This window comes from Aquabacterium fontiphilum, assembly GCF_009909205.1.
Taxonomy (GTDB): Bacteria; Pseudomonadota; Gammaproteobacteria; order Burkholderiales; family Burkholderiaceae_C; genus Aquabacterium; species Aquabacterium fontiphilum.
The window spans coordinates 228198-250605 of record NZ_JAAAPN010000007.1 but is presented as its reverse complement, the minus strand read 5'-3'; the positions used below and the strand labels follow the sequence as shown (position 1 = coordinate 250605).

Annotated in this window: 24 protein-coding genes; 16 read left to right on the top strand and 8 right to left on the bottom strand. The window is 66.9% G+C overall.

Annotated features, from left to right (window positions below; genetic code table 11):
- Window positions 1–110: 110 nt before the first annotated feature.
- Entirely contained in the window at window positions 111–542 is a 432-nt protein-coding gene (locus GTZ97_RS10450; protein ID WP_161650547.1) for a saccharopine dehydrogenase family protein, read from the bottom strand.
- A 126-nt stretch (window positions 543–668) separates the two neighbouring features.
- On the opposite strand from GTZ97_RS10450, the gene GTZ97_RS10445 reads away from it, so the two are divergent.
- Entirely contained in the window at window positions 669–1280 is a 612-nt protein-coding gene (locus GTZ97_RS10445) for a TetR/AcrR family transcriptional regulator (RefSeq protein ID WP_236651137.1), read from the top strand.
- A 174-nt stretch (window positions 1281–1454) separates the two neighbouring features.
- Here GTZ97_RS10445 and GTZ97_RS10440 read toward each other — a convergent pair whose 3' ends face one another.
- From GTZ97_RS10440 to uraH, 3 genes are read right to left on the bottom strand one after another with little or no spacing between them, the layout of a single operon-like run.
- Entirely contained in the window at window positions 1455–2651 is a 1197-nt protein-coding gene (locus GTZ97_RS10440) for a serine hydrolase domain-containing protein (RefSeq protein ID WP_161650544.1), read from the bottom strand.
- 55 nt (window positions 2652–2706) lie between these two features.
- On the bottom strand, window positions 2707–3951 hold the full coding sequence (locus GTZ97_RS10435; RefSeq protein WP_161650542.1) for a urate hydroxylase PuuD: 1245 nt from the start codon (window positions 3949–3951) through the stop codon (window positions 2707–2709).
- Between the two features lie 11 nt (window positions 3952–3962).
- A complete protein-coding gene (gene uraH, locus GTZ97_RS10430) occupies window positions 3963–4370 on the bottom strand; it encodes a hydroxyisourate hydrolase (RefSeq protein WP_161650540.1) in 408 nt (135 codons plus the stop codon).
- A gap of 51 nt (window positions 4371–4421) precedes the next feature.
- Between uraH and GTZ97_RS10425 the strand changes: the two genes are divergently transcribed.
- The 5 genes from GTZ97_RS10425 to GTZ97_RS10405 are packed head-to-tail and all read left to right on the top strand — an operon-like array spanning window position 4422 to window position 10159.
- On the top strand, window positions 4422–5213 hold the full coding sequence (locus GTZ97_RS10425; RefSeq protein WP_161650538.1) for a GntR family transcriptional regulator: 792 nt from the start codon (window positions 4422–4424) through the stop codon (window positions 5211–5213).
- Window positions 5214–5243: 30 nt separating this feature from the next.
- Complete coding sequence (gene puuE / locus GTZ97_RS10420) at window positions 5244–6185, top strand: allantoinase PuuE (protein WP_161650536.1); 942 nt, start codon at window positions 5244–5246, stop codon at window positions 6183–6185.
- Window positions 6176–7981, top strand: a complete 1806-nt coding sequence (uraD, locus tag GTZ97_RS10415; protein ID WP_161650534.1) for a 2-oxo-4-hydroxy-4-carboxy-5-ureidoimidazoline decarboxylase — start codon at window positions 6176–6178, stop codon at window positions 7979–7981. Before puuE ends, uraD begins: the two co-directional genes overlap by 10 nt.
- Window positions 7978–9234, top strand: a complete 1257-nt coding sequence (locus tag GTZ97_RS10410; RefSeq protein WP_330863588.1) for a M20 family metallopeptidase — start codon at window positions 7978–7980, stop codon at window positions 9232–9234. The genes uraD and GTZ97_RS10410 overlap by 4 nt, the downstream gene beginning before the upstream one ends.
- Before the next feature lie 4 nt (window positions 9235–9238).
- Window positions 9239–10159, top strand: coding sequence for a pseudouridine synthase (locus tag GTZ97_RS10405; RefSeq protein ID WP_161650532.1), 921 nt, complete (start codon window positions 9239–9241; stop codon window positions 10157–10159).
- Here the strand turns inward: GTZ97_RS10405 and GTZ97_RS10400 are convergent.
- Both GTZ97_RS10400 and asd read right to left on the bottom strand, forming a co-directional pair.
- On the bottom strand, window positions 10150–11043 hold the full coding sequence (locus GTZ97_RS10400) for a Tll0287-like domain-containing protein (RefSeq protein ID WP_161650530.1): 894 nt from the start codon (window positions 11041–11043) through the stop codon (window positions 10150–10152). The genes GTZ97_RS10405 and GTZ97_RS10400 overlap by 10 nt on opposite strands.
- A 24-nt stretch (window positions 11044–11067) precedes the next feature.
- Window positions 11068–11913, bottom strand: coding sequence for an archaetidylserine decarboxylase (asd, locus tag GTZ97_RS10395; protein ID WP_161650529.1), 846 nt, complete (start codon window positions 11911–11913; stop codon window positions 11068–11070).
- Between the two features lie 123 nt (window positions 11914–12036).
- Between asd and GTZ97_RS10390 the strand changes: the two genes are divergently transcribed.
- The 10 genes from GTZ97_RS10390 to GTZ97_RS10345 are packed head-to-tail and all read left to right on the top strand — an operon-like array spanning window position 12037 to window position 20858.
- A complete protein-coding gene (locus GTZ97_RS10390; RefSeq protein ID WP_161650528.1) occupies window positions 12037–13089 on the top strand; it encodes an ABC transporter substrate-binding protein in 1053 nt (350 codons plus the stop codon).
- Between the two features lie 43 nt (window positions 13090–13132).
- On the top strand, window positions 13133–13960 hold the full coding sequence (locus GTZ97_RS10385; protein WP_161650526.1) for an ABC transporter ATP-binding protein: 828 nt from the start codon (window positions 13133–13135) through the stop codon (window positions 13958–13960).
- Entirely contained in the window at window positions 13957–14730 is a 774-nt protein-coding gene (locus tag GTZ97_RS10380) for an ABC transporter permease (protein ID WP_161650524.1), read from the top strand. The genes GTZ97_RS10385 and GTZ97_RS10380 overlap by 4 nt, the downstream gene beginning before the upstream one ends.
- Before the next feature lie 21 nt (window positions 14731–14751).
- Window positions 14752–15348, top strand: coding sequence for an NAD(P)H-dependent oxidoreductase (locus GTZ97_RS10375; protein ID WP_161650522.1), 597 nt, complete (start codon window positions 14752–14754; stop codon window positions 15346–15348).
- A gap of 44 nt (window positions 15349–15392) precedes the next feature.
- Complete coding sequence (locus tag GTZ97_RS10370) at window positions 15393–16397, top strand: ABC transporter substrate-binding protein (protein WP_161650520.1); 1005 nt, start codon at window positions 15393–15395, stop codon at window positions 16395–16397.
- Entirely contained in the window at window positions 16394–17347 is a 954-nt protein-coding gene (locus GTZ97_RS10365; RefSeq protein ID WP_161650518.1) for an isopenicillin N synthase family dioxygenase, read from the top strand. Before GTZ97_RS10370 ends, GTZ97_RS10365 begins: the two co-directional genes overlap by 4 nt.
- A complete protein-coding gene (locus tag GTZ97_RS10360) occupies window positions 17322–18134 on the top strand; it encodes an ABC transporter ATP-binding protein (RefSeq protein WP_161650516.1) in 813 nt (270 codons plus the stop codon). The genes GTZ97_RS10365 and GTZ97_RS10360 overlap by 26 nt, the downstream gene beginning before the upstream one ends.
- Window positions 18131–18940: an ABC transporter permease gene (locus tag GTZ97_RS10355; RefSeq protein ID WP_161650515.1), complete on the top strand. Its 810-nt coding sequence runs from the start codon at window positions 18131–18133 to the stop codon at window positions 18938–18940. Before GTZ97_RS10360 ends, GTZ97_RS10355 begins: the two co-directional genes overlap by 4 nt.
- On the top strand, window positions 18937–20319 hold the full coding sequence (locus GTZ97_RS10350) for an amidohydrolase family protein (protein WP_161650513.1): 1383 nt from the start codon (window positions 18937–18939) through the stop codon (window positions 20317–20319). Before GTZ97_RS10355 ends, GTZ97_RS10350 begins: the two co-directional genes overlap by 4 nt.
- Before the next feature lie 29 nt (window positions 20320–20348).
- Complete coding sequence (locus GTZ97_RS10345) at window positions 20349–20858, top strand: nucleoside deaminase (RefSeq protein WP_201748244.1); 510 nt, start codon at window positions 20349–20351, stop codon at window positions 20856–20858.
- Window positions 20859–20879: 21 nt separating this feature from the next.
- Here GTZ97_RS10345 and GTZ97_RS10340 read toward each other — a convergent pair whose 3' ends face one another.
- Both GTZ97_RS10340 and GTZ97_RS10335 read right to left on the bottom strand, forming a co-directional pair.
- Window positions 20880–21803 carry a prenyltransferase gene (locus GTZ97_RS10340; protein WP_161650512.1) on the bottom strand — a complete coding sequence of 308 codons (924 nt, stop codon included), beginning with the start codon at window positions 21801–21803 and terminating at the stop codon, window positions 20880–20882.
- 20 nt (window positions 21804–21823) lie between these two features.
- Window positions 21824–22369, bottom strand: a complete 546-nt coding sequence (locus tag GTZ97_RS10335) for a DUF1415 domain-containing protein (RefSeq protein ID WP_161650511.1) — start codon at window positions 22367–22369, stop codon at window positions 21824–21826.
- Between the last annotated feature and the right edge of the window lie 39 nt (window positions 22370–22408).

The window sequence follows — 22408 nt, the reverse complement described above, 5'->3', positions numbered from 1 at the left end:
CTCAAGGACAAGCGCAAAGCGGGCCAGATCAAGGCCAGGAACAACTGATGTGATGAGCGCCCAGGTGGGTCACTTTTACTCCGACGACAACATCGGAAAGTGGGTCAGTTTTAAACCGACGTTGACACATTGACCAGCCCCGGTGCGACGCCTGCCCCAATCAGCGCAGTGATACCGGCCTCTTGTGCGTCCCGATGAAGCTCAAGCATTGATTCAGCTGCCTCGCTTTCGTCGCTGAAGTCGATGTAGTCCGCCCGGCAATCCATTGCGGCCTGAAGCGCTGGTCGCCCCAGCACCGAATAGGGGCCAGCGGCGTTCACAACCAGACTGGCTCCACTGACCAGCTGACGCAACCCTTGGGGATCAAGAATATCGACAGCATGCGCAGAAAAGGCGGGCCCCAGGCTCAGGGCACGTTGTCGCGCACGTTCGACTTGCCGGTCTGCCAGAACCATGTGGACATCCTTGCGGAGCTCGGCCAGGCGTCTGCAAGCTACGCCAGCCATGTCGCCAGCCCCACCCAAAACAACGATGCGCTTCATTGGCCACCAAAAGGGAGTAACACTCCTTTTTAGAGTGCCAGCTTCATGCTGGCTTGTCAATGAAAGGGAGTTATCCTCCGTTTCATGGCGTCAGATCCCCCCTCCACACTGACAAGCTTGCGCGCGATGCCTGTTCAGGCGCGTGCACGCAAAACCGTAGAGGTGCTCCTTGCGGCAGCAAGAGAGCTGCTGATAGAAGGTGGTCCAGAGGCGCTGACCACCAGCGGGCTCGCCGCCCGAACGGGCCTGCACGTGCGCAACGTCTACCGTTACTTTCCTAACCGGAACGCGGTGTTTGCAGCCCTGGCAGAGCAGTTCAACCAGCGCCTTGAAACGGAATTGAGCGCGCTCAGCGGCTTGCTCGATCCCACCGCCGACTGGCGGGCAGAAGTGCAAAAAGCGATTGGTGTGCTGGTCATGGTGGGCGCGCACGAGCCGGCCATCCGGCAGATCCGCGCGGCGCTGCAAACCTCGCCCGAGCTACAGGCGATGGAAGTGGCCTCGGACAAACGAATTGCCACTTTGATCGCTCAAGCACTCCATGTGCGTGGCGCCCCCGCCAGCCTGGAGACCTTGGAGGTACGGGCCTTTGTGCTGGTCAGTGCGCTTGGCGCAGTGCTGGACAGGATGTTGCTTTGCGACGGCGATCAACAGCGGCTGATGCTGGAGGAGATCGAAAGCATGGCCGAGACATACTTGGCCAAGAGCATCGCGCGCGGCCCCTCAACATTGGGATAAGTTGGCGCTGGGATGGCGATCGGCTTGTCAGCCCTGGCCCTGATCTCCACGCCACCGCCGTGCCCCGCCAGGCCGCCGTACCCGAAAGCCGGCTCTCGCGCAGCCTGCACCTGGGCCGGCTCGCGCGAGGCGGCGTGAAGCCTTAAAGACCCTTAATAGCCCTTAGTAGCCGGCTCATGGCTTGTTCAGCCGCGCCGCAATGGCCCGAAACGCCGCAATCGCCTCTTCGTTGTGCGCGCCTTCGACATAGTCGTCACTCAGGCGCACCACGACCAGCCGGTCGCGCGGCGACACGTAGATCATCTGCCCGTGGACGCCCAAGGCCGTGAAGTCGCCCTGCCCGCCTTCGAGCGGCCACCAGTGGTAGGCGAAGCCGAACAGCTCCTGGGTCTTGGCCGGGCGCGGCACGGCGGTTGAGCGCCAGGCCTGCGGATCGGCAAAGCCGGCGGCCCGCCCGACCCAGCCTTCGGGCAGCAAGGGCTTGCCCTGCCAGACGCCGTCTTGCGCCATCCACCAGCCGATCAGCGCGTAGCTGCGCGGCGTGGCATACAGGCAGCACAGCGTGAGCCCCTGGCCCTGCCCGTCCATCAGCAGCTTGGCCTCGTCGGGGATGCCGATGGCCTGCCAGATGTCGCGCTCGATCAGTTGCGCCATGCGGGCGCCCGAGGCCGCCTCCAGCGCCATGCCGATGGCCTGCGACACGATGCTGGCGTATTCGTAGCGGCTGCCCGGCTCATAGGCGCGCACCAGCGCCGGGTCGGCCACCTGTTGCGCCAGCGTCTGGCCGACCAGCCCGAGGCTGTAGCGGTGGGCCATGGCCGATTTGAACAGCGTGATGCGGTCGACGTCTTCGTCATAGCGCACCCCGGCCGACATCAGCAGCGCCTGGCGGAAGGTCACGCCAGCAAAGCCGTTGTGGGCCAGGGCTGGCAGGTAGCGGTCCAGCGGGTCATCCAGCGAGCCGATGACGCCGCGCTGCACCGCGCGGCCCACCAGCACCGACAACACCTGCTTCATCACCGACCACGATTGGTGGCGCGTCTGTGGGCCGTTGGGCCAGCGGTGGTATTCGTAGACGACCTTGCCGTCGTGCAGCACCAGCAGGGCCTTGACGCCTGCGCGTTGCTGGAAATCTGCCAACGACAGCGTCTGGCCGTCGCGCTGATAACGCACGCCGCTCAGATCCACCGGCGCCGAAGGCAGCTCGACGCGGCCTTGCTTGGCCGGCGCAACGCGCTCGGTGGCCAGCAGCCAGTGCGGCTTGAAAAGCTGCGGCGGCATCGCGTGGGCCGTGCCGATCAGACACAACCCCATTGCAACGGCACGCACCAGGCGCCCCGCCCAAGCCACCCCGACAGACCGATCCATCATGCTCACGCCCAGTCAGCTACAAAGGCGCTCACTTTAACGGGCTTCGGCTATCGGTTCACGGGCCATTGAGGCGGCGGAACCACGCCCCGAGCACGGTGCGCTCCTCATCGGTGATCTGCGTGGCGTTGTTCAAGGGCATGGCCTTGAGCACCACGGCCTGCTGGTAGATCTGCTGGGCATGCTGCGTGATCAGCTCAGGGGTGTGCAGCGCCACGCCTTTCTGAGCCAACGCGGCGTTGTGGCACATCGCGCAGCGCTGCGCGATGATGGCCTCGACCTTGGGAAACAGCTCGGCGGCGGTGGCGGGCGCGGCCTCGGCGGCCGTTCCCGACGTACCAGGTGCATTGGCAGCCGGCTTGGGCGCCAGCCAGATGATCAGCACCAGAAACACCATCACGCCACCTGCGGCCCAGCCCCAGGGCGCGGGCTTGCCAGCCAGTTCGCGCTTGTGTCGCGCCACAAAGAAATGCCGGATCAGGGCGCCCGCCAGCATGATCAACACCAGCACGGCCCAGTTCTGGGCATGGCTGTAAGCCCAGCCGTAGTGATTGCTGAGCATCGCGAACAGCACGGGCAGCGTGAAGTAGGTGTTGTGCACGCTGCGCTGCTTGCCGCGCTGGCCATGGACCGGGTCCACCGGCTCGCCGGCCTTCATCGCGGCCACCACCTTGCGCTGACCGGGGATGATCCAGAAGAACACGTTGGCGCTCATGGCCGTGGCCATCATGGCACCGACCAGCAGAAAGGCCGCCCGGCCGGCGAACAGCTGGCAGGCCAGCCACGTGGCCGCCACCACCACCAGCGCCACGAGCAGCCCCAACAGGCCGTCCTTGCCGGGCATGCGCCCCACGGTGCGGCACAGCCCGTCGTAGATCAGCCAGAAGGCCACCAGAAAGCCCAGCGCCGCGTGCACGGCCGCCACGGGGGGCCAGTCGTACACGGTCTTGTCGATGAGGAAGGTGCCGGCATTGAACAGGTACACCACCGTGAACAGCGCAAAGCCCGTCAGCCAGGTGGAGTAGCTCTCCCAATAGAACCAATGCAGCCGCTCGGGCAGGCGCGGCGGCGCGCCCAGGTACTTCTGCGGGTTGTAAAAGCCGCCGCCATGTACGGCCCACAGCTCACCGCCCACGCCTTTGCCGCGCAGGGCCGGGTCATCCGGCGGCGTCAGCGAGTTGTCGAGCCACACGAAGTAGAACGAGGAGCCGATCCACGCGATGGCCACCACCACATGCGCCCAGCGCAGCAGCAGGTTGAGCCAGTCCAGCGCGTAGACCAGCCAGGGAGAGAGTTCGCTCATCGGGGCCCCGCTCAACTGCCGCGGTAGGTGGAATAGGCCCAGGGGCTGACCAGCAGGGGCACGTGGTAGTGGCCGTTCGGGTCGGCCATGCCGAAGTCGATCGACACCTTGCCCAGAAACGGCGGATCGGGCAGCGCCACACCCTTGCGGCGGAAGTAGCCCTCGACATCAAACACCAGCCGGTAGCATCCGGCCTTCATGTCTTCGCCCGACAGCAAGGGCCCGTCTACACGGCCGTCATCATTGGTCAGCACGCTGCGCAGCAGCAGCCAGCGTCCGTCGGCGCAGCCGTCGGGCGACACCTCACGGGCATAAAGCGAGACGGCCATGCCGGCAGCGGGCACACCGTGGACGGTGTCGAGCACGTGGGTGGTCAGCCGGCCCGGCGCAGCAGCTGATGCAGAAGAAGAGACACTCATGGTGCAGGGTGGTTGCGCAACGCTTTTGAAACTGTATACACTTTACCCACGATGAGCGAGACACGCAAGACGCCGACCGCGCAAGATGCCGCCCCCCGTCGCGCCACCACGCCGCGGCCGGCGCGGCTGCGCAAGGCCGACCCCGATGCCATCGTCACCGACGGCTCGCCGGCCGACGGCCAGAACGACGCCTCGGCCACCGAGCACATCGTCGGGGCCGTCACCCGCGCCATCGTCGAGCACCGGCTGCTGCCGGGCGACAAGCTGGTCGAGCAAAAGCTGGCCGACCGCTTTGGTGTGTCGCGCACCCTGGTGCGCCAGGCGTTGTTTCGCCTGTCTGAACTCAAGCTCGTCAAGCTCGAGCCGGCACGGGGGGCGTTTGTGTCGGCCCCCTCGATCCGCGAGGCGCACGAGGTGTTCGCCGTGCGCAAGATGGTCGAAGGCCAGATGCTGCGCGAGCTGATCGCCAAGGTCACCCCGGCCGACATCCGCGCGCTCAAGGCGCATCTGCGCGCCGAGCGCGACGCCGTCAAGCGCATCGACGTGCCCAATCGCACCAAGCTGCTGTTCGACTTCCACGTGCGGTTGGCCGAGGTGTTGGGCAACCAGGTGCTGGTCGACCTCATGCAGGAGCTGGTTTCGCGCTGTTCGCTGATCACGCTGATGTACCAGTCGGCCGACGACGCCGAGGCCTCGAACGCCGAACACGTCGACATCCTTCAGGCCATTGAGGCCCGCGATGCGGACGCGGCCGTGGCACTGCTGAACGAACACCTCGCGGCCGTGGAGCGGCAGTTGACCGAGCGGCCGCGCGCGCCCGGCCTGATGCTGGCCACGGCCTGACGGCCCGCACATTGCCTGAAGCGAACCGCCATGACCACGCCCGCTTACCCCCGCGACCTGATCGGCTACGGCCGTGAGCTGCCCCACGCCCGCTGGCCCGGGGGCGCCCGCATTGCAGTGCAGTTCGTGCTGAACTATGAAGAAGGGGGCGAGAACTGCGTGTTGCATGGCGACGCCGGCAGCGAGCAGTTTCTCAGCGAGATGGCCAACCCCGCGGCCTATCCCGACCGGCATCTGAGCATGGAGTCGATCTACGAGTACGGCTCGCGCGCAGGTGTGTGGCGCATCCTGCGCGAGTTCGAGCGCCGGGGTTGGCCCTTGACGGTGTTCGGCGTCAGCATGGCGCTGCAGCGCCATCCCGATCTCACCCAGGCCTTTGTCGAGCTCGGCCACGAGATCGCCTGCCATGGCTGGCGCTGGATCCATTACCAGACCCTGGACGAAGCCACCGAGCGCGAACACATGCGCATCGGCATGCAGATCATCGAGAAGCTTACCGGGCAACGCCCGCTGGGCTGGTACACCGGGCGCGACAGCCCCAACACGCGACGCCTGGTGGCCGATTACGGCGGCTTCGCGTACGACAGCGACTACTACGGCGACGACCTGCCCTTCTGGACGCAGGTGGCGCGCAGCGATGGCCAGGTCGTGCCGCACCTGGTGGTGCCTTACACGCTGGACGTGAACGACATGCGCTTTGCACTGCCCCAGGGCTACAGCCAGGGCGAAGACTTCTACACCTACCTGCGCGACACCTTCGACCAGCTGTACGAAGAGGGCGACCCGGCCGGCGAAGACCGCCCCCGCATGATGAGCGTGGGCATGCATTGCCGCCTGCTGGGCCGCCCGGGCCGCTTCAAGGCCTTCCGCAAGTTTCTGGATCACGTGGCCGCGCACGAGCATGTCTGGGTCTGCCGCCGCATCGACATCGCACGCCACTGGCAAGCCGTTCACCCCTTCCCATGCTCCTGATCCCCACCCTCCATCTCGACACGCTGAACGCCGCCAGCCAGCATGACTTCACCACCATGCTCGACGGTGTGTACGAGCACTCGCCGTGGATCGCCGAACGCGCATGGGCCAGCCGCCCGTTTCGCAGCCTGGCCCACCTGAAGCATGCGCTGGCGCAGGTGGTGCGCGAGGCGACGGTGGACGAGCAGCTCGCGCTGATCCGCGCCCACCCGGAACTGGCCGGCAAGGCGGCGGTGGCGGGCGAGCTCACTGCCGAATCCACGAACGAACAACTGCAGGCCGGCCTCACACACTGCAGCGCCGACGAGTTCGCTCGCTTGCAGCAGCTCAACGCCGACTACAACGCGCGCTTTGGCTGGCCCTTCATCCTGGCTGTGCGGGGCCCGGCCGGACGGGGACTGAGCCGCACCGAGATCATCGCCACCTTCGCCCGTCGCCTGCTGCAGCAGCGCGATGCCGAGCGGGCCGAATGCCTGCGCAACATCCACCGCATTGCCGAGATCCGGCTGGATGACAAGTTCGGCGTCGTGCCGTTTGAGGGCAACCAGATCCTGGAGTGGGCCGACGCCCTGGCCGCCCACACCGAGGGCACGGGCGACAACGGACTGGACGGCCGCCCGCCCTTGACGCTGACCTACCTCACGCCCGAACACCAGTCTGCCGCCACACAGCTGCAGATCTGGATGCGGGTGTGTGGCTTCGATGAGGTGTCGCTGGATGCCGTGGGCAATGTGGTGGGCGTCTACCACGGCAGCGATCCGTCTGCGCCGCGCCTGTTGACCGGCTCGCACTACGACACCGTGCGCAACGGCGGGCGCCATGACGGGCGCCTGGGCATCTTCGTGCCCATGGCCTGTGTGCAGCGGCTGTTCCAGGCCGGTCGCCGCCTGCGCCACGGCATCGAGGTTGTCGCGTTTGCCGAAGAAGAAGGCCAGCGCTTTCCGGCAACCTTTTTGGGTTCCAGCGCGCTGACGGGCGGCTTCCGCCCTGAATGGCTGGAGCTGTGCGACGCGGCAGGCATCAGCATTCGCCAGGCCATGCAAGCCGCCGGGCTCAGCGGCGAAATGGCCGACATCGCGGCCTTGCAGCGTGATCCGGCCCACTACCTCGGCTTTGTCGAGGTACACATCGAACAGGGGCCGGTGCTCAACAGCCTGGATCTGCCGCTCGGAGTGGTCTCGGGCATCAACGGCAGTGCCCGGTACGCCGGCGAGGCCGTCGGCGTGGCCTGCCATGCCGGCACGACGCCGATGACCATGCGCCACGACGCGGCGCTGGCCGTGGCCGAACTGGCCCTGCTGGTGGAGCGTCGCGCGCGTGAAGACCTCACCGCGCCCGCCGGTCCGTCAGTGGGCACGGTGGGCATCCTGGAGGTGCCGCAGGGCTCGGTCAATGTGGTGCCGGGTCGCTGCCGCTTCACGCTGGATCTGCGCGCCCCCACCGATGCCCAGCGCGACGCCATGGTGGAAGACGTCATCGCCTTTGCCCGCAGCGTGGCCCAGCGCCGGGGCGTGACCCTGACGCTCAAGCCCACCTTGCGTGCGGCGGCCGCCCCATCGGATCCCGCCTGGCAACAGCGGTGGGCCGACGCGGTGTCGCAACTGGGGCTGCCGGCCTTCACCCTGCCCAGCGGCGCAGGCCACGACGCGATGAAGCTGCATGAGTGCATGCCGCAGGCCATGCTCTTCGTGCGCGGCGGCAACGATGGCATCAGCCACAATCCGCTGGAGACGATCACCAACAACGATGCGCAGCTGTGTGTCGATGCCTTCATGCACCTGCTGGAGAAGCTGTGAGCGCCCTTGCCCGCCACCACGACGCCCTGGACCGCTGGGTCGATGCCCACTTTGACGACGAGGTGCGTTACCTGCAGGCCCTGGTTCAGGTGCCGACCGACACACCGCCGGGCAACAACGCCCCCCACGCCGAGCGCACAGCCGAGCTGCTGCAGGCCTTGGGCTACACCGCCGAGCGCCACCCCGTTCCCCAGGACGAGGTGCAGGCCTATGGGCTGCAGAGCCTGACCAACCTGATCGTGCGCCGGCGCTTTGGTGACGGCGGCCGCGTGGTGGCGCTCAACGCCCACGGCGACGTCGTGCCCCCAGGCGAAGGCTGGACGCACGACCCGTATGGCGGCGAGGTGGTCGATGGCCGGCTGTATGGCCGCGCCGCCGCGGTCTCGAAAAGCGATTTCGCGACCTACACGTTTGCGCTGCGTGCGCTGGACGCGCTCAGCACCTCTGCGGATGCCCCTGTGCTGGCCGGCGCGGTCGAGCTGCACTTCACCTACGACGAAGAGTTTGGTGGCGAACTCGGCCCCGGCTTCCTGCTGCGCGAGGGCCTGACCCGGCCGGATCTGCTGATCGCCGCCGGCTTCAGTTACGAGGTGGTCACGGCCCACAACGGCTGCCTGCAGATGGAGGTCACGGTACACGGTGAGATGGCGCACGCCGCCATCCCGCACACCGGCATCGACGCGCTGCAGGCCACGGTGGGCATTCTCCAGTCCTTGTACGAGCGCAACGTCCACTACCAGGGCATCTGTTCCCAGGTGCCCGGGATCACGCATCCCTACCTCAACGTCGGGCGCATTGAGGGCGGCACCAACACCAACGTCGTGCCCGGCAAGGTGGTGTTCAAGCTCGATCGCCGCATGATCCCGGAAGAAGACCCGGTCGCGGTCGAGGCCGAGATCCGGCAAGTCATCATCGACGCGGCGGCCCGCTACCCGGGTGTCCGCATCGACATCCGCCGCCTGCTGCTGGCGCAATCGCTGCAACCCCTGCCCGGCAACGCCCCGTTGGTCGAGGCGCTGCAGCGCCATGGCCAGGCCGTCTTCGGCGAGCCTATCCCCACCAAGGGCACACCGCTGTACACCGATGTGCGCCTGTATTGCGCGCAGGGCGTGCCCGCCGTGATCTACGGGGCCGGTCCGCGCACGGTGCGCGAATCGAACGCCAAGCGCGCCGACGAGCATCTGGTGCTCGACGACCTGCGCCGTGCGACCAAGGTGGTGGCGCGCACGCTGCTGGACCTGCTGCAAGCCTGAGCCGATGGCGGCGCCCGACCTGCCCACCCGCGAGGGTGTCAGCCCCAGTTGTGTCGCGCTGCCCAGCGGCCCCTGGGCCAGCGTGCTTGATTTCCTGGCTGAGCGCATCCCGGCCGTCAGCCGCGACGACTGGGCCCGGCGCATGGCCCACGGCGAGGTGGTGCACGCCAACGGCCAGCCCGTGCCGCCCGACAGCCCTTATCTGCCCCAAACCAAGCTGTACTACTGGCGCGCCCTGCCCTTCGAGCACCCCATTCCGTTCGAAGAGCGCGTGGTGTTTCAGGACGACTGGCTGGTGGTGGCCGACAAGCCGCACTTTCTGCCTGTCACACCCAAGGGGCGCTACCTTCAGGAAACGCTGCTCGTGCGACTCAAGCGCAAGCTGGGCATCGACACCCTCGTACCCATGCACCGGCTGGACCGCGAAACTGCGGGGCTGGTGGTCTTCACCATTCAGCCGGCCACGCGACACGCCTACCAGTCGCTGCTGCGCGACCGGCAGGTACACAAGGTCTATGAGGCCATCGCGCCCTGGCGGCCGGAACTGGCCGGCCCGCTGTGGCGCCGCAGCCGCCTGGAAGAAAGCCCCCGATTCATGGCCATGCACGAGGTGGGGGGCGAGCCCAATGCCCACACGCTGATCGAGCAGACCGAGCGGCTTGGCCACTGGGCGCGCTACAAGCTGACACCCGAAACCGGCCAGAAGCACCAGTTGCGGGCGCACATGCATGCGCTGGGCGCGCCGATCTTCGGCGACCGGATCTACCCGACGCTGCTACCGCCCGAGCCGGCGGACGCGCCACAGGATTTCAGCCGGCCGTTGCGGCTGCTGGCGCGCGAGATCGCGTTCACCGACCCGGTGACCGGCCAGGTGCGCCGCTTCACCAGCACGCGCACGCTGGACTGGCCCGATGCTCAGCCCTGAGCCGAAGGCCCGCGCAGCGCCTTGAACAGCCCCATGGCGCCCAAGAGCACCAGGCCCACGCCGGCCGCGGCCGCCGCCAGGAGCCAGCCCCAGGCCTGTTGTGGCAGGCTCTGCTTGAGAACCTCGGTGGGCTGGGGCAGCGGCAGCTTCACGCTGATCAGACCCACGGGCTTGCCCACTTCATAGCCAAAGCCGCCACCACCGTTGAACTGCTGGTTGGTGCGCAGAAAGCCCGGCGCCTTGTCCGGCGTGTCGTGGCAGGTCATGCAACTCTTTTGCCCCATCACGGCGCGCGCGTACAGCAGTTGCCCGCCCTCCACACGCCAGTACTCCAGTCCTTGCGAGGCCGGCGCCGCGCCCGTCTGCTCGCCACGGGCCGCAAACTTGGCCTGGATCTGCTGCAAGGCGTCCTTCTCAAACGCGTTGGGGGCGTTGTTGGGGTTCAAAACCGAGTGCGCCGTCATGCGGTACTGAGCGCGGCTGCCGCCGGCCAACAGGGCATCGGCCACCTCGCGCTGGATCAGCGCCGGGTTCTTCCAGTGATAGGCCTCCATGCGGGCCATGGCCTCTTGCTCGGCCGCACGCTCGCCCGCGCGCGAGCCCTGTAGCAGGGCCCCATCGTTGTCGGCCCCGGCATACACCGACCGGGTCAGGAACGAACCCGGAAAGCCGGCCCCGGCGCCCACGGTGCGCGCGTGCAGTCCACCATATTGCGAGGCCCAGCGACCCACTGTTTCTGCCATGTCGGCCACCGTGCGGCTTTCGCTCACGGTATGAGCCACCACGGTGGACTCCAGCACCGACTTGCCGCCCAACACGACGGCCGCACCCATCACGGCCGTCAGTCCCATCACTGACCAGCCCCACACTTTGCTCACTGCCATTTCTACTGCCAATCGTTCAATGAATCACGTGCACTTTGCCATCTCTTCGCCCAACTGCACGGCGACCGCAGGCGCCCACTTCTGATTGAAGCGCAGTGTCGTTTTCGGCCAAAGCAGCACGACAGTTGAGCCCAGCAAGAAACGCCCCATCTCGTCGCCGCGCTGCAACCGGATGTCCTGGTCGTCGTATCGCCACTCGCGCACCTTGCCGGGCCGTGGTGGGTTCACCACACCGTGCCACACGGTGGCCATGCTGCCCACGATGGTCGCGCCCACCAGCACCATCACCAGCGGGCCGTGCGCGGTGTCGAACACGCACACCACACGCTCGTTGCGCGCAAACAGGCCCGGCACGCCCCGCGCCGTCGCAGGGTTGACCGAGAACAGCTCGCCGGGCACGTGGATCATGCGCCGCAGGCGGCCGTCGCACGGCATGTGGATGCGGTGGTAGTCGCGCGGGCTGAGGTAGATGGTCGCGAAATGGCCATCCTGAAACGCCCCGGCCAGTTCGGCATCGCCCCCCACCAGCGCGCGGGTCGAATACTGATGTCCCTTGGCCTGGAAAACCTGGTCGCCCACGATGGGCCCACAGGCGCTGATGGCGCCATCCACCGGGCAGACCCAATCGGCGTCAGACAAGGGGCGAACGCCCGACTTGAGTGGCCGGGTAAAGAAGGCGTTGAAGGTCTCGTACGCCGCCGGATCCGGGTTGGCCGCCTCGCTCATGTTGACGCGATAGCGCTGAATGAACCACCGGATGAACCGGGTGGTGAGCGCACCGCCACGCGCAGAGGCAGCCTTGCCTGCCAACGTCGTCAGGGCGACCTTGGGAAGCAGGTATTGAGACCAGACGAACAGACGATCGGACACGGCAGGCTCCGCCAGGGGAAAGAGGGAAAAGGCCCGCATTGTAGGGGCCCGGCTCTGGTCCGCTGGCACGCTTCTCGCAACAAGACTGTATACAGTTTTTGCTACCCGCTGGAGTTGCTGCCCATGACCACGCTGATGCGCACCCGCCGCGCCCTCCTTGCCACCCTGGCCACCTCGGCCGCACTGACCTGGGGCGCCCTGCTCCCCAACGTGGTGCACGCCCAGACGCCGATCAAGTTCCAGCTCGACTGGCGATTCGAAGGCCCTTCGGCCTTGTTCCTGCAACCGGCCGCCAAGGGCTACTTCAAGCAGGCCGGGCTGGACGTCACCATCGACGCCGGCAGCGGCTCGGGTGGCACGATCACCCGCGTGGCCTCGGGCACCTACGACATGGGCTTTGCCGACATGGCCGCGCTGATGGAGTTCCACGCCAACAACCCGGATGCGCCCAACAAGCCTGTGGCCGTGATGATGGTCTACAACAACACGCCGGCTGCCGCCTTCGCGCTGAAGAAGTCCGGCATCCGCACGCCTGCCGATCTGGTCGGCAAGAAGCTGGGGGCGCCCGTTTTCGATGCCGGGCGCAAGGCCTGGCCCATCTTTGCCAAGGCCAACAAGCTCGGCGCCGTGACCTGGACCAGCATGGACCCACCCCTGCGCGAGACCATGCTGGTGCGCGGCGATGTGGACGCGATCACGGGCTTCTCGTTCACCTCCTTGCTCAACCTGGAGGCACGGGGTGCCAAGCCAGACGAGATCGTGGTGTTCCCGTATGCGCAGTACGGCGTCAAGCTGTATGGCAACGCCATCATCGTGTCGCCCAAGCTGCTCAAGGAGAACCCCGAGGCGGTCAAGGCCTTCCTGAAGGCCTTCGCGCGCGGCGCCAAGGAAGTGCTGGCCAACCCGGATGCGGCCATCGAGACCGTCAAGGCCCGCGACGGCATCATCAACGTCGACCTTGAAAAGCGTCGCCTGCGCATGGCGCTGGACCAGGTCGTCAACAGCCCCGATGCGCGCGCCGAAGGCTTTGGCCGGGTGAACCCGCCGCGTCTGGCGTTGATGGCCTCGCAGGTGGCCGACGCGTTCAACACCAAGACCCGCGTCAACCCCGACGCCGTGTGGACGCCTGCCTTGCTGCCCTCGGCGGCCGAGCTCGACATCCTGCCGCGCAAGTAAACCCGCCCCGCCCCATGCACACGCACCCGCAGAAAGCCCTGGCATGAGCGCCTTTGTCGATTTTCAGAATGTCTGGCTGGCCTACAACGACGAGCTGCTGGCCAGCAACCAGTTCGCCGTGGAGGACATCTCGCTGCAGATCGGCGAGGGCGAGTTCGTCGCCATCGTCGGGCCGTCCGGCTGTGGCAAATCCACCTTCATGAAGCTCACCACCGGCCTGCGTATGCCCTCGCGGGGCAGCGTGACGATCGGTGGCGAGCGCGTGACCGGGCCCCTGAAGATCACCGGCATGGCGTTTCAGGCGCCTTCGTTGCTGCCGTGGCGCACCACAGTGGACAACGTGCTGCTGCCGCTGGAGATCGTCGAGCCCTATCGCTCAACCTTCAAGGCCAAGCGCAAGCAGTATGAGCAGAAGGCACGCGCGCTGTTGCAGAGCGTGGGGCTGGGCGGCTACGAAGACAAGTATCCCTGGCAGCTCTCGGGCGGCATGCAGCAGCGCGCCAGCATCTGCCGGGCGCTGATCCACGAGCCGAAGATGCTGCTGCTCGACGAACCTTTCGGCGCGCTGGACGCCTTCACGCGCGAAGAGCTGTGGTGCGCGCTGCGCGACCTGCAGGCCCAGCAGAAGTTCAACGTCATTCTGGTGACCCACGACCTGCGCGAGGCCGTCTTCCTCGCCGACACGGTGTACGTGATGAGCAAGAGCCCCGGCCGCATCGTGGCCCGCCGCGACATTGAGCTGCCCCGGCCGCGCGATCTGGAGCTGACCTACACCCCCGAGTTCACGAACATCGTGCATGAGCTGCGCGCCCACATCGGCGCCATGCGTAAACCGGCCACCATCGCCGCGCCTGCGGACCTTGCCCAATGAAGCTGTCTGACAAGAAACTGGAGGCCCTCGCGCCATGGGGCCTGCTGCTCGTGATCCTGCTGCTGTGGCAGCTTGTGTGCAGCGCGCTGAATGTGTCCGAGTTCATCTTCCCGAGTCCCTGGCGCATTGCCGAACAACTGGTCGAGTTCCACTCGGAGATCTTCCGGCACGCCTGGCGCACGCTGTGGGTCACGATGCTGGGATTTGGCATCGCCATCGTGGTGGGTGTCATGCTCGGCTTTCTGATCGGCAGTTCACGCCTGGCCTACGCCGCCATCTATCCGCTGATGACGGCCTTCAACGCGCTGCCCAAGGCGGCCTTCATCCCCATCCTGGTGGTGTGGTTCGGCATCGGGGTCGGCCCGGCGGTTCTCACGGCCTTTCTGATCAGCTTTTTCCCCATCATGGTCAACATCGCCACGGGCCTGGCCACGCTCGAGCCCGAGCTCGAGGACGTGTTGCGCGTGCTGGGCGCAAGGCGGTGGGATGTGCTCATCAAAGTGGGTCTGCCACGCTCCCTGCCCTACTTCTACGGCTCGCTCAAGGTGGCCATCACGCTGGCCTTCGTCGGCACGACCGTCTCCGAGATGACCGCGGCCAACGAAGGCATCGGTTACCTGCTGATCAGTGCGGGCTCGGCCATGCAGATGGGGCTGGCGTTTGGTGGGCTGGTGGTGGTGGGGGCAATGGCCATGATCATGTACGAGCTGTTTTCGTACGTGGAGCGCCACACCACGGCCTGGGCCCATCGCGGCAGCCAGAACCACTGACCCTGCGGAAGGCATCGCACGATGAAGTGCCTGCTCGTAAGCTGCCATCCGCTGCCCGACAGCTATGGGGCCGCGCTCACCCGATCGGCGCTGAAAGGTCTGGCCGAAGGCGGGCATGAGGTCCGGCACCTGGATCTGTACGCGCTGGGCTTCGATCCGGTGCTCAGCCCGGCGGAGCGGCAGACCTACCTGGCCGACACCGCGCAGAACATCGACGCGCTGCAGCCGCACGTGGACGCGCTGCGCTGGGCCGAGGCGCTGGTGTGCATCTACCCGACCTGGATGTACGGGCCGCCTGCGATGCTCAAGGGCTGGCTGGATCGGGTGATGTTGCCCGGTGTGGCTTTCAACCTCAGCGGTCATGCCCTTGTCCCCATCCGGGGGGCGCTGCGCAACCTGCGCGCCTTCGTGGGCATCACGACCTCGGGCGCGCCCTGGTGGTGGCTGAAGGTGGTGGGCGACCCCGGGCGCAGCCTGTTCATGAAAGGATTGCGCCCGCTGTTTGCACGCCGCTGCCGCGCGCGTTGGCTGCAGTTGCATTCGATGAACTACCAGTCGGATCGGGCTCGCCAGCGCTTCCTGGCTCGGGTACAAACTCAGATGTCCAGCCTGGGCTGACCTCCTGTTCAAGCCACTCGCATCATCGACCAAAGGACGCGCACATGCCCCTCACCTTGCCCCGACGCCTGCATGCAGCCCTGGCCGTTGGCCTGTTCACACTGATTGGCCTGCACGCGCCCAACGCGCACGCGCAGGAGAAGTTCACCTACCTCACCAACTGGTACGCCCAGGCCGAACATGGCGGCTTCTATCAGGCGCTGGCCACAGGCCTGTACAAGCAGGCCGGGCTGGATGTGACCATCCGCATGGGCGGCCCGCAGGTCAACCTGATGCAGGTGATGCTCGGCGGCCAGGCCGATTGCATCATGGGCTACGACGTGCAGACGATGAAGGCATGGGAGCAAGGCATCCCGGCCGTCACGGTGGCTGCGGCCTTTCAGAAGGATCCGGCCGTGATCATTGCCCGCCCGGACGTCAAGCGTTTTGAAGACCTCAAGGGCAAGACGATCCTGGTGGGCAGTGCCGGCATGGTGACCTACTGGCCCTGGCTGAAAGAGCGCTATGGCTTCACCGATGCGCAGATGCGCCCCTATACCTTCAACATCCAGCCCTTCCTGGCCGACAAGCACACCGCGCAGCAAGGCTACCTGTCGTCTGAGCCTTACGCCATCGAGCAACAGGGCGGCTTCAAGCCCACCGTGCTGCTGATGGCCGACCATGGCTGGCCGCCCTACGCCACCACCATCGTGTGCACGCAGCAGACGATCGAGCGGCGCCCGCAGGCCGTCGCGGCCTTCGTGAAAGCCTCGATGCAAGGCTGGAAGAGTTATCTCAGCGGCAACCCGGCACCGGCCAACGCGCTGATCAAGAAGGACAACCCCAACATGACGGACGACAAGATCGCCCACGCCATCGAGAAGATGAAGGAGGTGGGCCTCGTCACCGGTGGCGATGCAGCCACGCAGGGCATCGGCATCGTCACCGATGCGCGCATGAAGCAGACCTTTGACATGCTGGTCGCGCACGAACTGATCGATCCGAAGAAGGTAGATGTCAAAAAGACCTACACCACCCGCTTCGTCAAGGACCTGAAGGTCATGCCATGAGCGCCGCCTCGCCCCGGCAACTGCCGGTAATCGATCTGTCGGCGGCAGACGGCTTGCCGCAGGCCATCGACGCCGCCTGCAAGCAGCACGGCTTCTTCTACGTGGTGGGTCACGGCGTGCCTGCCGCCTTGCGGTCTGAGGCATTCGACGCTGCGCAGCGCTTCTTTTCGCTGGACGAGGCCACCAAGCACCGTTGGCACATCGAGCGCAGCGGCATCCATCGCGGCTTCGACCCCATCGGCTGGCAGGCACTGGAGCCCGGAAAACCCGCTGATCTGAAAGAAAGCTTCTACCTCGGAGTGGACCGCTCAGCGGACGACCCGCTGGTGCGCGCCGGCACGCCCAACCATGGCCCCAACCAATGGCCCGATGAAGCCCTGGTCCCCGGCTTCAAGGCTACCCTGGCGGCTTATCAGCAGGCCATGGCCACGCTATCGGCCCGGCTGCTGGGCCTGATGGCGCAAGGGCTCGGCCTGCCGGTGGACCACTTCGAGTCCTTTTTGCGCGAGCCCATGCCCGTGCTGCGCCTGCTTCACTACCCACCTCAGCCGCCATCTGAGGCCGTGTTGCCCGGTCAGATTGGCTGCGGGGCGCACACCGACTGGGGCACGGTGACACTGCTGGCGCAGGACGATGCCGGTGGGCTGCAGGTTCAGGCGGCCGATGGGCATTGGTTCGACGCCCCGCCGCTGCCCGACAGTTACGTGGTCAACCTGGGCGACATGATGGCCCGCTGGACCAATGACCGCTACCGCTCCACCCCTCACCGGGTGTTGAACCCGCATGGCCGCGAGCGTTATGCGCTGGCGTACTTCTTCGACATCCATTACCACGCCGTCGTCAGCGCCCTGCCCGGCTGCTTTGACGATGCCAATCCACCCCGCTACCCGCCGGTGACCGCGGGGCAGCACATCATCGAGATGTATGAGCGAACCCGTTCCAGCCATTGAAGTCCTGTCGGCAGAGCAGGTCTACCCCAACGGTACCCGCGCGCTGCTGCCGGTCAACCTCAGCATCCAGCCGGGCGAGTTCGTCACGCTGCTGGGCCCGTCCGGCTGCGGCAAGAGCACGCTGCTCAAGATGATCGCCGGCCTGCTCGAGCCCAGCGACGGCCGCCTGCTGCTGTCGCGCAAGCCCGTGCATGCGCCCGACGCCGATCATGGCCTGTCGTTCGTGTTCCAGGAGGCCACGCTGATGCCCTGGGCCACGGTACAGGCCAACGTGCGCCTGCCGCTGGATCTGGCCGGTGTGCCGCGCCATGAAGCCGATGCCCGCGTCAAAGAGGCGCTCGAGCTGGTGGGCCTGGAGAAGTTCGGGCGCAGCTTGCCCCGCGAGCTGTCAGGCGGCATGCAGATGCGCGTGTCGATCGCGCGCGGCCTGGTCACCCGCCCCAAGCTGCTGCTGATGGATGAGCCCTTTGGTGCGCTGGACGAAATCACCCGCAACAAGCTGGATGCTGACCTGCTGGATCTGTGGAAGCAACAGGGCCTGACCGTGGTGTTCGTGACCCACAGCATCACCGAAGCCGCCTTCCTGTCATCGCGTGTCATCGTGATGGCGGCCCGACCGGGCCGTGTGGTCGACGACATCGCGGTGTCATCGCCCTATCCGCGCGACGACCTCTATCGCACGACGCCCGAGTTCAACGCCCTGGTGCGCCGCCTGCACGATGCACTGACCGATGCCAGCCAGCTCGGCTCGGCCACTGGGCCACTCACCACCAAGGCTGCCGCATGAGCACCCCACAACAACGTCGACTGGCACGCTCGGAGCACGCACGCCAATGGTTCCTGCCCCTGGTGGTGGCCACGCTGTTGCTGGGCCTGTGGCAGGCCTGGACCGTGATCCAGCAGGTGCCGACCTACCTGGTGCCTTCACCGTGGGCCATCGCGCAAACGCTGGTGACCGACTGGAGCCTGCTCATCGGCTCGCTGTGGGTCACGCTCAAGATCACCGTGTTGTCCTTCCTGGCTGCCACCGTGATCGGGGCCCTGATTGCTTTCGCCTTCGTGCAGAGCCGGTGGATCGAGGCTGCCTTCTTTCCGTATGCGGTGCTGCTGCAGGTCACGCCCATCGTGGCCATCGCGCCGCTGATCATCATCTGGGTCAAGGACCCCACGCTGTCACTCGTGGTGTGTGCCACCCTGGTGGCGCTGTTTCCCATCATCAGCAACACCACCGTGGGCTTGCGCAGCGTGAATCCAGGCCTGGCGGCGTACTTCCAGCTGCAACGCGCCACACGCTGGCAGACGCTGGTTCGCCTGCGCATCCCATCGGCACTGCCCTACTTCTTTGCGGGTCTGCGCATCTCGGGCGGCCTGGCCCTGATCGGCGCCGTGGTGGCCGAGTTCGTGGCCGGCACAGGTGGTACTGGCACCGGCCTGGCCTACCAGATCCTGCAGGCGGGCTACCAGCTCAACATCCCCCGGCTGTTTGCGGCGCTGGTGTTGATCTCGGTGACGGGTGTGGCGGTGTTCGCTTGCCTGTCGGCCCTGTCGCGCTGGGCCCTGGGGGGCTGGCATGAAAGCGAGATGAACGCATGAGCACCGTGCTGATCAAGAATGCGCAGGCGATGCTCACCGGGTTGCCCGGCGTACAAGCGCGCATCCCGCCCGAGCAAGGGCGTGACCTGCGTGTGCAAGGCGCGCTGATCCATGAGATCGGCACGCTCACGCCGCGCGACGGCGAGCGCGTCATCGACGCCAGCGACTGCGTGCTCATGCCCGGCTGGGTCAACACCCACCACCACCTGTTCCAAAGCCTGCTCAAGGGCATCCCGGCCGGCATCGACGCCGGGCTGATGGCGTGGCTGTCGGCCGTGCCCGTGGCCTACCGCCGGCATTTCGACCACGATGCCGTGTTGCGCCTGGCGGCCCGCCTGGGCATGGTCGAACTGCTGCTGTCGGGCTGCACGACCGTGGCCGATCACCAATACCACTACTACCCCGGCATGCCTTTCGATGCCTCGGCCGCGGTGTTCGAGGAGGCGGCCCGACTGGGCGTGCGCTTCGTGCTGTGCCGGGGCGGACAGACCATCACCCGCGCCATCGACGTGAACCCACCGCCCCAGGTGCGGCCCGAAACCCTGGATCAGTTTCTGAATGCCATCGAACGCGATGTGCAGCGCTGGCACGACCCGTCGCCCATGAGCATGCGCCGCGTGGTCAGCGCGCCCACGACGCCGACATGGTCCGTCGCGGTCGATCACCTGCGTCCCATCGCCGAACACGCGCGCAGTCTGGGCATCCGCCTGCACAGCCACCTCAGCGAGACGGCCGACTATGTGCGCTACTGCCGCGAGGTGCATGGCTGCACCCCGGTCGACTTCGTCGGGGAACACGGCTGGCTGGGCGACGATGTCTGGTACGCCCATCTGGTGCATCTGAGCCCGGCCGAGATCGACACCCTCGTGCGCACCGGCACCGGCATGGCCCACTGCCCGCAAAGCAACGGGCGCCTGGGCTCGGGCGTGGCGCCTGCGCCAGCGATGCTGCGGGCCGGCGGCGCCGTGTCACTTGCCGTGGACGGCGCGGCCTCGAACGAGGCGGCTGACATGGCCCACGAGGCGCACACGGCCTGGCTGGTCCACCGCGCCGTGGGGGGCCCAGCCGCCCTGACGACCGATGAGGTCGTGCACATGGGCACTGCGGGCGGCGCGCGTGTATTGGGCCTGCCCGGTGTGGGCACGCTGGCCGTGGGCCAGGCGGCAGACCTTGTGCTGGTGCCACTGAACGAGCCCCGCCACTGGGGTCTGCACGATGCGGGCGTGGCCCCGGTGGCCAGCGGCGCTTACAGAGCCCGCACGGTGCTGTGCGCCGGCCGCGTGGTCGTGGACAACGGCGAGATCCCGGGGCTGGACCTGGCGCAACTGCATGCCGAGGCCGACGCAGCCGTCCGGGTGATGATGGCCCATCACGCCTGATGCGGCCAGCGGGAAACCGGGAGAACCGCATGCCTTTCGACTCGCACACGCCCTTGTCGCACGAGCAGATCGTGGCCCTGCTGCGCCGCGCCAACGAGGTTGCCAGGCGTGCGCACGCCCTGGGTCGCCACCCTTTTGGTGCCTTGCTGGTCGCGCCCGATGGCCAAACCGTGCTGGCCGAGCAGGGCAATGTGGACACGGTCAACCACGCCGAATCCGTGCTGGCGCGAACGGCTGCGCTCAACTACCCGCCTGATTACCTGTGGCGCTGCACCCTGGTTACAACGGCCGAGCCCTGCGCCATGTGTGCTGGCACCCAGTACTGGGCACACATCGGCCGGGTGGTCTACGGCATCACCGAAGCGCGGCTGCTCAGCCTGACAGGTGACCACGCCGAGAACCCCACGATGAGCCTGCCCTGCCGCGAGGTGTTTGCGCACGGTCAGAAGCCCATTGAGGTGATCGGGCCCGTGCCTGAGGTGGAGGAGGAGATCGTCGCCCTGCACCGCGACATGTGGGCCACGGCGAGCGGGCACTGACCGGGGCGGCCACGCCGCCGCTCAGCCGTGCAGCCACAGGCCAGCGGCCATCAGCGCGGGTACCAGCACGCTCTGCGCCACATTCAGGGCCATGGCCTGCAAGGCGCTGAGGTCTTCCCGCGCCTGCCAGGCCCGCTGCAGCACCCACATCGACAGGGGCAAGGCCAACACCGCAAGCGCCGCACCTTGCGGCCACCAGCCCTGCCAGCAGCCCACGCCCAGCCAGAGCCAGGCAGCCACGCTTTGGCCGCCCATCACCAGCACCGACCGGCTGCGCCCGATCACCATGGGCAGCGTGCGACGCCCCACCCGCCGGTCGGCGTCCACATCCGGGAACTGGTTGAGCAGCAGGAGGTTGTTGACCAGCGCAAACGGCAACATCGACAAGGCCAGGCCATGCCATGACCAATGCCCCGTCAGCACCACTTCGGTCCCCAACAGCATCAAGGGACCGAAGCCCAGCCCGGGCGCGATGAGGCGCAACCAGGGGTGCCGCGTGACCCATGGCGTGTACGCGACCACCAGCAGCAAGCCCAGCCCACCCAGCAGCAGCAAAGGCATGTGCGCCTCGGGCCGCCAGAACCACAAGGCCAGACCGATCAGGGCGGTGCCGCCCACGCAGCCCCAGCCCACGGCCCTGGCCAGCCCCAGCTTGCCGGGATGCGACAGCAGCGCCCCGCTGCCGCCGCTGAAGGGCGTGCGCCAGGTGTGCATGTCCAGCCCGCTGCGGTAATCACCCACCTCATTGAGCACGTTCACACCCGCATGCGCGAGCAAGGCCCCGGCAGCGCAGGCCAACGCCGCCCAATGGGACCAGATCAGGCCGTGAACATGGGCCAGCCAGGCGCTCCAGCCAACCGCAAGCGCCATGCAGCTCAGTGTCAGCAGCAAGAACGGGGGGCGCAGTACGCCCCACCAGGGCACGTCCACGGCGGGACGCCCCATGCCGAGTCCACCGGTGCGGCTCATTCCTTCCAGAGGGCCTGCCAGCCCTCGTCACCGAGGCGGCGCATCGTGTCCTTGTTGGTTTCGAAGATGTCGGCCGCGTCCGGGAAGGCCTCCACCGCTTGCTCCAGACTGACCTCGCGCAACAAGTGCAGCGTGGGGTAAGGCGACCGGTTGGTGTAGTGGGTGATGTCGCCCGGCTCCTCGTCGCCGAACTCATAGTCCGGGTGGAAGCTGGCCACCTGGATCACGCCCTCCAGATCCAGCTCGTCGATGGCGGCATCAACAACGTCCAGAAAGTCGTTGAAGTCGAGAAAATCTCGCAGCACATCCGGGTGTACCAGCAGCGTGGTTTCGATCTCTTGCGGATCGGCATCGCGCAAGCGGATCAACTCCTGCACCAGGTCTTCCAGCAAGGCGTCGGGCGTGGTGGCCGCCGAGACGTGGTACCGGATCTGGTTCTTGACGTGAACCGCCTTGGCAAATGGGCAGAGGTTCAGGCCGATGACGGCCTGGGTCAGCCAGCGCTGGGTGTCGCGAACAATCGCATCGTGCTCGGGGTGCATGCCACCATTGTGCGCGAACTGACCCGCACCGGGCCAGTC